Genomic DNA, 12173 nt, shown 5'->3' with positions numbered 1-12173 from the left:
GGTGACAGTCACCGGCTTGCTGGACGGACCCGGCGCCGAACTCCTCGCTGACGCCTGTGCGAGCTACCAGCCCGGCCAGGAGCTCCAACTGGTCGAGAAGCTTCGCCGCCAGTACGACGCCGCACTCGTGACGACTGCGGTCACCCAGGCCTCACTACGCCACCGAGCCGTTGCCAAGTTCGGTCCGGACGCAGCCCGGATGTTCTTCACTCCAGACGGCCTGGAACAAGCGACACGAAGCACTGTGGGCTCTCACCGGGCTCAGCGCATTGCAGCAACGCTGCCAGGTAGCAGCGTGGTCGACCTGGGCTGTGGCATCGGCGGCGACCTCATCGGCGCTGCACGCGCCGGCCTGCGAGTCACCGGCGTCGAACGCGATCCAGCCACCGCCGCCGCGGCCCGCGCCAACCTGTCCGCACTAGGCCTGCCCGGCGAGGTCGTCGTCGGCGACGCCGAGTCGTTCGACCTCGCGCCGTACGACGTGGTGTTCGCGGACCCGGCGCGTCGGGCGGATGGCCGGCGCGTGTTCGACCACAACGCCTACTCACCACCGTGGACCTTCGTCACCGAGCTCCTGAGCCGCACGGCGTGTGTGAAGGTCGCGCCGGGCATCCCGCACGACGCCGTACCGGATGGCGTGGAGGCGGAGTGGATCAGCGATGCCGGTGAGGTGAAGGAGGCCGCGCTGTGGTCTGGGCGCTTGTACGCCGGTACTGCGCGGCGGGCGACCCTTCTACCCAGTGGCGCTTCGGTGACTGAGGCACCGGAGGCTGAGAGTGGTCCGGTGGGTCAGTACATCTACGAGCCTGACGGTGCCGTGGTGCGGGCCGGTCTGGTGACTGCGGTCGCTGCTGCAGTCGATGGGTGGTTGCTGGATCCGCGGATTGCGTATGTCACTGCAGCGAAGCTGGTGCCGACTCCCCTCGCCTCGGCGTACGAGGTCGTGGAGGAGCTGCCGTACAAGGAGAAGGCGCTGCGCTCCTGGGTGCGCACTCACGGCATCGGCACACTCGAGATCAAGAAGCGTGGAGTCGACCTGGATCCGGCCCAGCTCCGGAAGAAGCTCACCCCGAAGGGCTCCGCGAGCGCCACGCTGATCATCACGCGAATCGGCCGGGACGCCGTCGCGTACTCGTGCCGCCGAGTCTCCGGGTGAACTTGCATTGTGAGTACAGTCGAACATATGATCGATCTTGCGTGCGGGTCTTCGGGAGACTTGCCGGTGGGCGAGGTGCTGCGTCCGCTGCTGCACTCTCCCGAGGGCCCGCCACTAAGTCGACGTACGGGCTGAGGAGCCGTACGTCGACTGACCGTCACCCGGCCGAAGTCGCCCGTTCACCTGGCTGGGGCAGGGTGCGGTGCAGAACCGGTTAGCCGCTGGCCGTTCACCTGGGGAGCAAGCGGCGCATCAGCCCCAGGTCTCTGCCCGCTGCCGCGCCCTTCCCCGCGCTGCAGCGCAGTCCCCCGCTGCACCGTAGTCCCGCCGCTGCAGCTAGCTCGCGCCGTAGAGCTCGGCTGCGTCCCTGCGAATGACCATCATCCGGCTCGGGTCCGCCAGCTCGCTGAAGCCGTAGCTGCGGTAAAGCTCGTGCGCATCCGCGGTCGCCAGCATGAAGCGGCGGACACCCTTCAGCTCCGGATGATCCAGCAGTGTGGACACGACAAACCGACCGAGCCCGTGACCCCGGCGCCCTTCCACCACGAACACGTCCGCGAGCCACGCGAACGTCGCCCGGTCCGTCACCACCCGCGCGAACGCGACCATCGAGCCATCCGAGGCATACACACCCAGATTCAGACTGCCCTCGATCGACCGCGCCACGATCTCCCGCGGAATCCCGGTCGCCCAGTACGACGTACTGAGGAAGCCGTGCACCACATCGACATCGATGCGCTCGACCGAGTCGTCGGCCTCGAAGCCGTCCGGCCCCGTCCACCTCACTTGTTCAGCACCTCCGTGATCGGCATCGACGAGTCCGCCGGCAATCCCAACGGCGACGGCGCCTTCCCGGCCCGGACCAGTTCCGATCCGAGCGCCGCCACCATCGCACCGTTGTCGGTGCACAATCCGGGCCGCGGCACGCGTACGGCGATGCCGGCCGCAGTGCACCGCTCTTCGGCCATCGCGCGCAGCCGTGAGTTCGCCGCGACCCCGCCACCGATCAGCAGGTGCTCGAAGCCACGGTCCTTGCACGCGTCGATCGCCTTGCGCGTGAGCACGTCGCACACCGCTTCCTGGAAGGCCGCGGCGACATGGTTCACCGGCACGTCCTCCCCGTCGCGACGCTTCGCCTCGACCCATCGGGCCACGGCCGTCTTCAGACCGGAGAAGGAGAAGTCGAACCGGTGCCGCTCGAGATCCCGCTGCGAGGTCAGCCCGCGCGGGAACTTCACGTAGAGCCGGTCACCACCGTCCCGCGCCGCTTTGTCGACATATGGACCACCCGGGAACGGCAGCCCCAGCACCCGCGCGACCTTGTCGAACGCCTCCCCCGCGGCGTCGTCGATGGTGCTCCCCATCGGCTGCACGCCCTCGGTGATGTCCTCGACCGCGAGCAGCGACGAGTGCCCGCCCGACACCAGCATCGCGACACAGCCCTTCGGCAGATCGCCGTGCTCCAACGTGTCGACGGCGACATGGGCCGCGAGGTGGTTCACGCCGTACAGAGGCTTTTCGAGCGACAGCGCGAGTCCCTTGGCCGCGGCGACACCGACCAGCAGCGCGCCGGCCAGGCCGGGCCCGCTGGTGACCGCGACCGCATCGACGTCGGTCGGCTTGATCCCCGCGGTCTCGCACGCGCGCCGGATCGTCGGGACCATCGCCTCCAGGTGCGCGCGACTGGCGACCTCCGGTACGACGCCGCCGAACCGGGCATGCTCCTCGACGCTGGACGCGATCGCGTCGGCGAGCAGCGTCTGCCCGCGGACGATCCCGACACCGGTCTCGTCACACGACGTCTCGATCCCCAGGATCAGGGGCTCCACCGTATTTGAACTCACACTGTCTCCCGCCACCGCATGATCACCGCATCCTCGCCACCGGCGTAGTACCCGCGCCGCCGGCTGATCTCCTCGAACCCGAAGGCCCGGTAGAGACCATCGGCCGACTCGTTGCCCGCAGCAACTTCCAGCAACACCGTCCGGCCGGAGCACTTCGACAACGCCGCCGTCATCAACTGTCCACCGATCCCGGTCCGGCGCCCGGCCGGTGCCACCGCGATCCGCAGCAACTCGACCACGTCCAACGCGACCGGCGGCACCAGCAGTACGACGTACCCGACGATCGCACCTTCGTCCGCGACCAGGATCACCCGGTCCTCGGACAGCCGGTCGAACTCAGCCGCCCACGAGACCGTACTCCACGCCTCCGACCCGAAGCACACCTCGTCCAGCGCGACCAGAGCGGGCAGGTCGTCCGCGGTCACCGGTCGAATGGCGGGTCTCACCTGAATCGTCGCGGAGAAGCCCCGTCGTTCGGGGTGGGGAGGTACCGCGACTGCCTCCCCTCGGGGATCGGAGACTGTCGGTCCCGGCTGGTTGGATCGATTCCATGTCCCGGTTCCGGATGTACCCGACTCCCGCGCAGCAGGCTGCGTTGCTGGAGCAGTGCGGGCACGCCCGGTACGTGTGGAATCTGACTCTTGAGCAGTGGTCGATGTGGACCAACGACAAGGAAGCGACGCCGAACTTCGCCGAACAGTGCCGACAGTTGACTGAAGCGCGAGCCGCGCTCGGCTGGCTGCGAGCCGGGTCGCAGACCGTCCAGCAGCAAGCGCTTCGGGACTTCGACCAGGCCGTCAAGAACTTCTACGCAGGCACCCACCAGCGGCCGACCTGGCGTAAGGCCGGCCTGAACGAAGGGTTCCGCATCGTCGGCGGTCAGGCGACGCGGATCGTCAGGTTGAACCGGAAGTGGGCTGGGATCAACGTGCCGAAGGTCGGCTGGGTTCGGTTCCGGATGTCCCGGGCCGTGCCCGACGCGAAGTCGTACCGCGTCACCCGCGACCGGGCGGGCCGCTGGCATCTTGCGTTCGCTGTCATCCCGACGCCGATCCCGGCACCAGGGACGGGCGAGGTCGTCGGCGTGGACCGCGGCGTCACCGTCTCCGCCGCCCTGTCGACCGGTGAGCTGCTGATCTGTCCTGGTCTGTCGGGCCGTGAGCAGACACGGCTGAAGCACCTGCAGCGCCGACTTTCCCGGTGCCGACGCGACTCTAAACGGCGCCAACGGGTGAAGGCCGCGATCGCCAAACTGTATGCCCGCGCCGCGGACCGCCGCAAAGACTGGGTCGAGAAAACCAGCACCGACCTCGCCCGCCGCTTCGACGTGATCCGCGTCGAGGACCTGCGCATCATGCAGATGATCAGGCGGCCGAAGCCCAAGCCCGATCCGAAGCGACCGGGTGCGTACCTGCCGAACCGTCGCCGTGCCAAAGCCGGCCTCAACCGCGGCGTCCTGGCCAACGGCTGGGGACTGCTCGTCCAGCGCCTGGAGCACAAGGCCGCGAGGCGGGTCGAGAGAGTCAATCCTGCGTTCACGTCGCAGACCTGTAGCGTCTGCGGGCATTGCGCACCGGACAACCGCGAGAACCAAGCGGTCTTCCGATGTGTAGCCTGCGGACATCGGGCGAACGCGGACGTGAACGCGGCAGTCAATATCGCGGCCGGACGGGCCGTCAGCGCACGCCGAGAGACGCCCGTACGGGTCTCGCCGAAGCGTGAACCTCAACACGCTACCTCCGCGTAGTAGTTGAAATCCCCGACCTCCACGGGCGGGGAGGATGTCAATTCGGCAGCACGCTCTTCGGCCCGCCGGACATCGTCACGTCGGGCCGGCGCAGGTACAGCGGGTCCGGCGCGACGACCTCGAGCGTCCCGGTCGCCACCCCGGTCGCCAGCACCTCGGCCGACGGGTACTCCACGACCTCAGCGTCCGCCACACCAAGGACATCCGCATAAAGCACAGCACCGCGCCCGATCACCGGCAGGCCCGACAGGACGTGCGCCACCTCGGCCGGCCGATCGACTGCCGGACCCTCCAGGCGACGTCGGCTCCCGTCCGCGGCCGGGCCGTCGTACAAGGCCCAGTAGATCTCCTTGCGCCGCGCGTCCGTCGCAACGGCAACGGGAAGCGACAACGACGACTGCCGGGCCAGAACATCCAGGCTGCACACCCCGGCGACCTCGATCCCGAGTACGTCGGCCATGGTCCGCGCGGTCACGAGTCCGACCCGGAGGCCGGTGAACGGACCAGGCCCGACGCCGACCGCGATCCGGGTGAGGTCGCGCGGCGTACAGCCCGCCTTCTCCAGCGCGGCAGCGATCGCAGGCGCGAGCAACTCACCGTGCCGAAGCGCGTCGACGGTCGTCGAGGACGCCGCGATCTCACCACTTGTCGGATCCGCCAGCGCGACGGTGACCGCGGCACTCGAGGTGTCAAAAGCAAGCAGCATCTCAGTAACTCTCCATCACAGACACGCGGACGCCGGACGCCGCCCAGCGCGGACCCACCGGGGTGATCCGGATCTCGCGGGTCTCGTCCGTATCGTCGTCGCCGCGGGTCACCACGATGTCGAGCCGGTCCGGAGCCAGCGACTCGGCCAGCCCGTGACCCCACTCGACCACCGTGACCGCGTCGTCCAGGCTCGCGTCCAGATCGAGATCGTCCAGCTCCGCGATCCCACCCAGCCGGTACGCGTCCACGTGAACCAGCGCCGGACCACCCGCGAGCGACGGGTGCACCCGTGAGATCACGAACGTCGGCGATGTGATGTCACCCCGCACCTTCAGCCCGGCACCGAGGCCCTGGGTGAACGTCGTCTTGCCCGCGCCGAGGTCACCCGACAGCACGAGTACGTCGCCGGCCCGCAGCTGACCCGCAAGCTCCTCGCCGATCGCTCGCATGTCGTCGGCCGTCGGGACAGCGAGCTCGATCGGCATCGCCTTGGCGTAGATCAGGTTGTGGTCGTGCTGCTCGACAACCGAGTACCCACGCCGCCGCCAGAACTCCACGGTGTCCGGCAACTCCATCCGCGCGATCAACTGCACCCGGCTCAGCCCCCGCCGTCGGGCGACCTCCTCGGCGCAGCCGACCATCGCCGACGCGACCCCACGCGCCTGGTGCCGCGGATCGACCGAGACCCGGCGCAGATTGAGGACGTCACCCGACTCCTCGAACAGCACCGCACCGGCCGGGGAGCCGTTGACCCGGACCAGCAGACCACCGTGCTTGTTCACCGCGGCGGTGACGGTCGTCGCGTTCTCGGACAAGGCGGTGGACGGCGGATCGAGCACCCGCCGGGACGAGAACGCATGATGGATCACCGCGACGATCTCATCCGCATGCTCGGCAGTGGCATCCACCACATGAAGATCGGTCATCGGGCCTCCCGGCCTGGACTGAGGAGCGCAGGGAGCCCGGTCATGGGGCCTCCCGGCCTGGACTGAGGAGCGCAGGGAGCGAAGCGACTGGAGTGACGAGGGAAGGCTGGGAGCCAGGGCCCCATGACCCGCCGCGCCGGAGGCGTGGCAGTGTGCACAGCGACTGGAGTGACGAGGGAAGGCCGGGAGCCAAGGCCCCATGACCCTGCCGGCGCCGAAGGCCCGGCCAAAAGCACAGTCATGTGTGTCCTAGAGATTGTTCGGCTCGCTCGATCATGCCAAGGAGCGCGGCCGTGAACTCACGGTGGTGCTCGATCAAGCCCAGGTGGCCGCAGTTCTTCACCTCGACCAGCTCGGCTCCGGGCACGTGCCGGACGATCTCCTCGGCGTGGGCGAACGGGGTCAGGTGGTCGTTGTCACCGCCGATCACTACGCACTCCACCTTCTGCAGCGGCTCCAGCGAGCCGTACTTGTCGTGCAGCGCGAAGATCGGGTAGAACTCCGCGATCACCGAGATCGGTGTCGCCGCGATCATCTCGTTGACGAACTCGGTGAAGGCCGGCGGCACCTCGGAGCCGAACGAGTACTTCCGGGTCAGCAGGTAGCTGATGTCTGTGCCGGCCTTGCGGCTGCGCTCCACCACATCGGGGATCCGCGCCAGCACCGACACCGTCGGAGTGGCCAGCGACCGGACCAGCATCCCCAGCCTGCCCGGCAAGGCGATCGGGACCTGGTCCAGGCCGCCCGCGCTGGTCGAGCACAGGCCGACACCGATGATCCGGTCACCGAAGAGCTCGGGGTGCGCCTCGGCCAGCGCCATGATCGACATACCGCCCATCGAGTGCCCGATCAGGATCACCGGGCCGGTCGGCGCGAACTCCTGCAGGATCCCGTACAGGTCGCGGCCGAGCTGCTCGATACTGACGTTCTCCTTCGGCGACCGCCCGGAGCGTCCGTGCGAGCGCTGGTCGTAGAACACCATCGTGCCGATCCCGGCCAGGTCGCGGCGCTCGAAGTGCCAGCAGTCCATGTTCAGGCCGTAGCCGTGCGCGAAGATCACGGTCAGGTCTTCCGGTGGCAGCGGCAGCCGCTTGCCGAACCGTCGCTTCGGCGGCGGCGCGGCCCGGCGTGATCGCTTCAGCTCGTCCACCTCGACGTACAGCTCGACGCCGTCGTCGGCGGTGAACACGTGCGGCGTTCCGCGCAGCGAGCCGAACGGTTCGGCTTCGAGCTGCGCGCGCTGACTCGACCGGCGGCCGATCATCTGTCGCTCGACCGCGACCCCGGCCGCCGCTCCGGCAGCCAGCACCCCGACCGCGGCTCCGATCAGGCCGGCGGTCCGCCCTGCTTTGGAGACAGAAGGGGTCATGCCGGTCCGCCATCGACGTAGCGACGCGGGATCCTGGCTCCCAGCCGGGTGACGATCTCGTAGTTGATGGTCCCCGCCGCATCGGCCCAGTCGTCCGCCGTCGGCTCGCCCGCGGTCCCCGGTCCGAACAGCACCACCTCGTCGCCTGCGGCGGCCTGGTCGTCCTGGAGGTTGACCACGCACTGATCCATGCAGATCCGGCCGACGATGGTACGGCGTTCGCCGCCGGCCTGGACCGGGGCACCGTTCGACGCGTGCCGCGGCAGGCCGTCGCCGTACCCGAGCGGGATCAGCCCGAGGGTGGACGGCCGCGACGCGGTCCAGGTCAGTCCGTAGGAGACGCCGGCGCCGGCCGGGACGCGTTTCACCATCGCGAACCGGGCCTTGAGCGTCATCGCCGGCACCAGCCCCAGCTCGGCCGACGGCAGCGTGTGCCCGAACGGCGAGAGCCCGTACGTCGCCACGCCGGGCCGGACCAGGTTGAAGTGGGTCTCGGGCAGCGCGAGGGTGGCGCCGGAGTTCGCCAGGTGTTTGAACTCGGCGTCGATGCCGAACGACTCCGCCACCTCGATCGCCTCGGTGAAGGTCGCCAGCTGGGCCTCGTTCGCCACACTCTTCGGCTCGTCCGAGGAGGACAGGTGCGACCAGAGGCCCTTGATCTCGATCCGGCCGGTCTGCTGCTCGCGGAGCGCGGCCCGGATCAGCCCCGGCCACTCCTCCGGTACGGCGCCGCCGCGGCTCATGCCGGTGTCGATCTTCAGGTGGACCCGGGCCGGCCGGTCGGTCACCCCGGCGGCGAGCTCGTCGATCTCCCAGGGCGCGCCCGCGGACAGATCGATGCCGGCGGCAATCGCGTCCTCGAGCGGCTCACCGGGAGTGGTCAGCCAGCAGAAGATCGGCCCGGTGTCGCCGGCCTCGCGCAGCGCGAGTGCCTCCTCGAGGACGGCCGCGCCGATCCAGTCCGCACCGGCCTCGCGGGCGGCCCGGGCGACCGGGATCATGCCGTGGCCGTAGCCGTCGGCCTTGACCACGGTCATCAGCTGCGCGCCCTGGGCGCGGGCACGCAGCGTGGTGACGTTGTGACGAATCGCGGCCAGGTCGACGACCGCTTCGGCGCGGACCGGTCGATCGCTGCCAGGTGACTGGAGGGTAGACATAGCCCCTCCAGTGTCTCAGGCCCCGTCGATCAGTTCCGCCAGGGCAGCCATGTCATGGAAAACCGCGGTCGCGGCCGACAGCTTCGCGGGGTCCGTCATACCGGCGTACCCGAACACCGTCATCCCGGCCGCGTTGGCCGCGGCGACGCCGAGAGGGCTGTCCTCGACGACCACGCAGTCGCCCGGTTTCACACCCAGCCGGCTCGCGGCGTACAGGAACAGATCCGGTGCGGGCTTGCCGTGGGCAACGTCCTCCGCACTGAAGATCCTGCCCTCGAAGCGATCCAGGAAACCCACCGTGGTCAGGGCGGTTCGAATCCGGCGATGGGTGCCGGACGACGCCAGGCAATAGGCCACTCCCCCGGCGTCCAGGTGATCGAGCACCGCCTCGACGCCGGCGATCGCCTGCAACTGCGCGAACCCGTCGAACAGCCGCTGGTGGTACCGGTCCTCCAGGTCGGCGGGCAGCGACCGTCCGAGCTGCGCCTCGGCCTTCTGCCGCATCGAGGCCATGCTCCCGCCCATGAAGTCGCGGACCGCTTCCTCGAAGGTGTACGGCAATCCCGCCTCGGTCAGCAGCTCAGCCAGGATCGTGTTGGCCAACCGCTCCGAGTCCACCAGCACACCGTCGTTGTCGAAGATCACCAGTCCGCTCACGCCAGCACCCTACGTACATGCGGCGGCCGCCGTGACGTCGGGCGTCACGGCGGCCGCGGGTTCGCGAGAGCGGGGTCGGGCTCAGTTCTCCTGGATGGAGAAGTCGGTGAAGCTGAAGCGCTGCTTGGTGTTACCGGTGGACACGACCTCGACGCCGTAGTCGACCTGCCAGGTCGTGGCCTTCGGGGCCCAGCCGCGGTCGACCATGTCCTTGAAGAAGCTGGCCAGCGGCATCGTGCCGGACTTCTGCGTCACCTGGGACACGTAGGCGGTGTAGCCGTCCGAGTGCCAGACGTCGTACGTGAACCCACCGAAGGTGACAGTACCCACCTTGCGGCCGGCCGGGACCTGACCCTTGTTGTCGGTCCAGATCATCAGCTCGTTGTTCAGCCCGTCGCCGATCCAGGCGTCGAACGCGACGTTGTAGATACAGGCGCTGCAGTTGGCCGGAGTCGTCGCGGCGAACTTGGCCGACTGGATCTTGGACAGCGGCACGTCGTTGTAGTCCTTGTGCACGTTCGGGTACGCCTGGACGCCCTTGTCGCCCGGCAGCGGCTGGGTGACGTCGACGTACCAGTTGTCGAAGCTGCAGGCGCCCAGCGCGTAGGTGCCGTTCTCGTTGTTCCACATGTTGTTGTGGACGTAGTACGCGCCGAAGGTCCGGCCCTCGCCCTGGTTGTTGTTCGACGTGGTGGTCCACACCGGGTTCGTGCAGCTCTTCACCGGGCTACCCGTGGATGTGGGGGTCGACGTCGCGGTGGGAGTGGCCGTCGGGGTCGGCGTGGTCGGTGTCGCCGTCGGGGTCTTGGTCGGGGTGGCTGTGGGCGTCGGGCTGCTGGTCGGCGCCTTGGTCGGCGTCGACGTGGCCGTCGGGGTCGGCGTGGTGGGCTGTGCGGGCGCCGCGACGAAGTCGTAGTGCGCCGTGTAGCGGATCGTGGTGCCGGAGCGGTACTTGTCACCGCCGCGGCTCAGGGCCCGGAGCCGGAAGCTCTTGTCAGTGGTCTGGTTCGGGTCGATCGAGATGATCGACGGACCGGCACCGGTCGCCGTGATGGCGGTCGGCTTCACGCCGAAGCCGTGCAGCACCGTACAGCTGGAGTACGCGTCCAGGACGCAGGTCTCCACGCGTCCGACGCTCGGGAGGGTCGAAGCCGTGCTGTCCGCGCTGGTCGTGGTCGCAGCGACAGGGGAGTCCTTGGCCGCCTGAACGGCGATCGGCGCGGCGATGAGCGCGCCGATGGCAAGGAACACCGCTGGGATGACCACGCGGCTTCGGGCAGTTCGGATGGGGGGCATGCGAAACATTCCTCGTCTGCTCGACGGGCCGCGCTGCGTTGCCCCAGCACTACAGGACGGCCCAACAATTGTTCTGTTTGGTCCCCAGAGAGGCCAGGACAGTCGACGCCCCCGATGCGCCGCACCGATCCGGGCAGACCGGGAGATGCAGACTCCCCGGCCATGTCCTTTTCGTTCGCTCTCGCACGTACGGCGCCCGACGTTATCCAACCGTGATCTGAAAAGCCAACCCGGGGTCCCCTTTTCACTGAGAGTATCCGGCTTCCCAGTGGTGTCGCGCGTGTCGCCATTACCCAGAGCCACCGGCCGACCGGTGCAACGCCTGACGCGCCGGCCGCGTCCGTAGGGTGTGAGGATGCGGATGATCGCCGTTGCCGGCGCCGGCCTGATGCTGGCGCTGACCGGGTGCGGAGACGAGTCGAGTGCCGGCGGATCACTGAAGGGCAAGGTGTACCTGTCCACAGCGGTGACGGAGGACGGGAAACCGAAGCAGCTTGTCCCTAACAGCCAGGTCCGACTGACGTTCACCGACGACGGCCGGCTGATCGCCAGTGCCGGCTGCAACTCTATGCAGTCACCGGTGGACACCGGCGACGGCAAGATCACCGTCGACCGTGAGATCGCGTCGACGGCGATGGGCTGTGACGAACCACGGCACGCGCAGGACGGCTGGCTGATGAAGATCCTGCAGTCCGAGCCTGCCTGGAAGCTGGAGGCCGACCGGCTCACCGTCACGTCCGGCGGTACGACGATCTCCCTGACCGACCGCAAGTCGGCCGAGCCCGACCTCGTCCTCGACGGCACCAAGTGGTCGCTGGAGACCGTGATCAGCAACGAGACCGCGTCCCATCAGGCCGGCTCCGGGAAGGCCTGGATCACCCTCAACGGCGACCGCGTCACCGGCTCCACCGGCTGCAACGAACTCCAGGCCAAGGTCGCGCGCGGAACCGGCACCCTCACCTTCGGCGAGATCGCCACCACCCGCCGGGCCTGCCCCGGCGACGCGGGCAAGCTCGAGCAGACCCTCCTCACCACCCTCAAGGGCGACGTCAGCTACGGGGTCGACTCCAACCGCCTCAAACTCCGGGCCGGAGGCAACGGCCTCGACTTCACCGGCACCCGCTGACCCGCACTCTGCGGAAGAAAAGTACCGCCTGGCGACGCTGGATTCAGGTGATTGTCGCAACGCCTGACTGTTGGAGGGTGTTGTGGCGAGACCGAGGGTGTCTGGGGATCGGCGGCGGCTGGTGCTGGACCTGTTGAGTCGGGGGCACAAGCCGATGGAGGTGGCGCGACGTACCGGCGTGTCGAAG

General features: G+C 68.8%; 12 protein-coding genes. 3 read left to right on the top strand and 9 right to left on the bottom strand.

Going from position 1 to position 12173, the window contains the following annotated elements; genetic code table 11:
- The first annotated feature begins 1 nt into the window (after position 1).
- A complete protein-coding gene (locus tag EV652_RS27535; RefSeq protein WP_132212158.1) occupies positions 2 to 1156 on the top strand; it encodes a class I SAM-dependent methyltransferase in 1155 nt (384 codons plus the stop codon).
- A gap of 336 nt (positions 1157 to 1492) precedes the next feature.
- Here the strand turns inward: EV652_RS27535 and EV652_RS27530 are convergent, their stop codons facing one another.
- From EV652_RS27530 to EV652_RS27520, 3 genes are read right to left on the bottom strand one after another with little or no spacing between them, the layout of a single operon-like run.
- Positions 1493 to 1942 carry a GNAT family N-acetyltransferase gene (locus EV652_RS27530; RefSeq protein ID WP_132212157.1) on the bottom strand — a complete coding sequence of 150 codons (450 nt, stop codon included), beginning with the start codon at positions 1940 to 1942 and terminating at the stop codon, positions 1493 to 1495.
- The gene (gene tsaD, locus EV652_RS27525; protein WP_132212156.1) at positions 1939 to 3000 is read right to left on the bottom strand and encodes a tRNA (adenosine(37)-N6)-threonylcarbamoyltransferase complex transferase subunit TsaD; all 1062 of its coding nucleotides are present in this window, start codon (positions 2998 to 3000) and stop codon (positions 1939 to 1941) included. The genes EV652_RS27530 and tsaD overlap by 4 nt, the downstream gene beginning before the upstream one ends.
- Positions 2997 to 3425 carry a GNAT family N-acetyltransferase gene (locus tag EV652_RS27520; protein ID WP_242002048.1) on the bottom strand — a complete coding sequence of 143 codons (429 nt, stop codon included), beginning with the start codon at positions 3423 to 3425 and terminating at the stop codon, positions 2997 to 2999. The genes tsaD and EV652_RS27520 overlap by 4 nt, the downstream gene beginning before the upstream one ends.
- A gap of 125 nt (positions 3426 to 3550) precedes the next feature.
- Between EV652_RS27520 and EV652_RS27515 the strand changes: the two genes are divergently transcribed.
- Positions 3551 to 4747, top strand: coding sequence for an RNA-guided endonuclease InsQ/TnpB family protein (locus tag EV652_RS27515; protein ID WP_132212154.1), 1197 nt, complete (start codon positions 3551 to 3553; stop codon positions 4745 to 4747).
- A gap of 37 nt (positions 4748 to 4784) precedes the next feature.
- Here EV652_RS27515 and tsaB read toward each other — a convergent pair whose 3' ends face one another.
- The 6 genes from tsaB to EV652_RS44745 form a co-directional block, all read right to left on the bottom strand.
- A complete protein-coding gene (gene tsaB / locus EV652_RS27510; RefSeq protein ID WP_132212153.1) occupies positions 4785 to 5453 on the bottom strand; it encodes a tRNA (adenosine(37)-N6)-threonylcarbamoyltransferase complex dimerization subunit type 1 TsaB in 669 nt (222 codons plus the stop codon).
- A gap of 1 nt (position 5454) precedes the next feature.
- Positions 5455 to 6381: a tRNA (adenosine(37)-N6)-threonylcarbamoyltransferase complex ATPase subunit type 1 TsaE gene (gene tsaE / locus EV652_RS27505; protein WP_132212152.1), complete on the bottom strand. Its 927-nt coding sequence runs from the start codon at positions 6379 to 6381 to the stop codon at positions 5455 to 5457.
- Positions 6382 to 6619: 238 nt separating this feature from the next.
- Positions 6620 to 7750: an alpha/beta fold hydrolase gene (locus tag EV652_RS27500; protein ID WP_132212151.1), complete on the bottom strand. Its 1131-nt coding sequence runs from the start codon at positions 7748 to 7750 to the stop codon at positions 6620 to 6622.
- The gene (gene alr / locus EV652_RS27495) at positions 7747 to 8907 is read right to left on the bottom strand and encodes an alanine racemase (protein ID WP_132212150.1); all 1161 of its coding nucleotides are present in this window, start codon (positions 8905 to 8907) and stop codon (positions 7747 to 7749) included. The genes EV652_RS27500 and alr overlap by 4 nt, the downstream gene beginning before the upstream one ends.
- A 15-nt stretch (positions 8908 to 8922) precedes the next feature.
- Positions 8923 to 9564 carry an HAD family hydrolase gene (locus EV652_RS27490; RefSeq protein ID WP_242002047.1) on the bottom strand — a complete coding sequence of 214 codons (642 nt, stop codon included), beginning with the start codon at positions 9562 to 9564 and terminating at the stop codon, positions 8923 to 8925.
- Between the two features lie 81 nt (positions 9565 to 9645).
- Positions 9646 to 10860 carry a GH12 family glycosyl hydrolase domain-containing protein gene (locus EV652_RS44745; RefSeq protein ID WP_199238438.1) on the bottom strand — a complete coding sequence of 405 codons (1215 nt, stop codon included), beginning with the start codon at positions 10858 to 10860 and terminating at the stop codon, positions 9646 to 9648.
- Positions 10861 to 11215: 355 nt separating this feature from the next.
- On the opposite strand from EV652_RS44745, the gene EV652_RS27480 reads away from it, so the two are divergent.
- The gene (locus EV652_RS27480; RefSeq protein WP_242002046.1) at positions 11216 to 11986 is read left to right on the top strand and encodes an META domain-containing protein; all 771 of its coding nucleotides are present in this window, start codon (positions 11216 to 11218) and stop codon (positions 11984 to 11986) included.
- Positions 11987 to 12173: the final 187 nt, after the last annotated feature.

Source organism: Kribbella steppae (assembly GCF_004342025.1).
In the GTDB taxonomy this organism is placed as follows: Bacteria; Actinomycetota; Actinomycetes; order Propionibacteriales; family Kribbellaceae; genus Kribbella; species Kribbella steppae.
The sequence above is the reverse complement of the archived record's forward strand: the minus strand, read 5'-3'. Positions and strand labels throughout refer to the sequence as shown.

Excerpts from the sequence above, each read along its gene's own strand:
- EV652_RS27515 (WP_132212154.1), top strand. The coding sequence starts at position 3,551 with ATGTCCCGGTTCCGGATGTACCCGACTCCCGCGCAGCAGGCTGCGTTG.
- tsaB (WP_132212153.1), bottom strand. The coding sequence starts at position 5,453 with ATGCTGCTTGCTTTTGACACCTCGAGTGCCGCGGTCACCGTCGCGCTG.
- tsaE (WP_132212152.1), bottom strand. The coding sequence starts at position 6,381 with ATGACCGATCTTCATGTGGTGGATGCCACTGCCGAGCATGCGGATGAG.
- EV652_RS27500 (WP_132212151.1), bottom strand. The coding sequence starts at position 7,750 with ATGACCCCTTCTGTCTCCAAAGCAGGGCGGACCGCCGGCCTGATCGGA.
- alr (WP_132212150.1), bottom strand. The coding sequence starts at position 8,907 with ATGTCTACCCTCCAGTCACCTGGCAGCGATCGACCGGTCCGCGCCGAA.
- EV652_RS44745 (WP_199238438.1), bottom strand. The coding sequence starts at position 10,860 with ATGCCCCCCATCCGAACTGCCCGAAGCCGCGTGGTCATCCCAGCGGTG.
- EV652_RS27480 (WP_242002046.1), top strand. The coding sequence starts at position 11,216 with ATGCGGATGATCGCCGTTGCCGGCGCCGGCCTGATGCTGGCGCTGACC.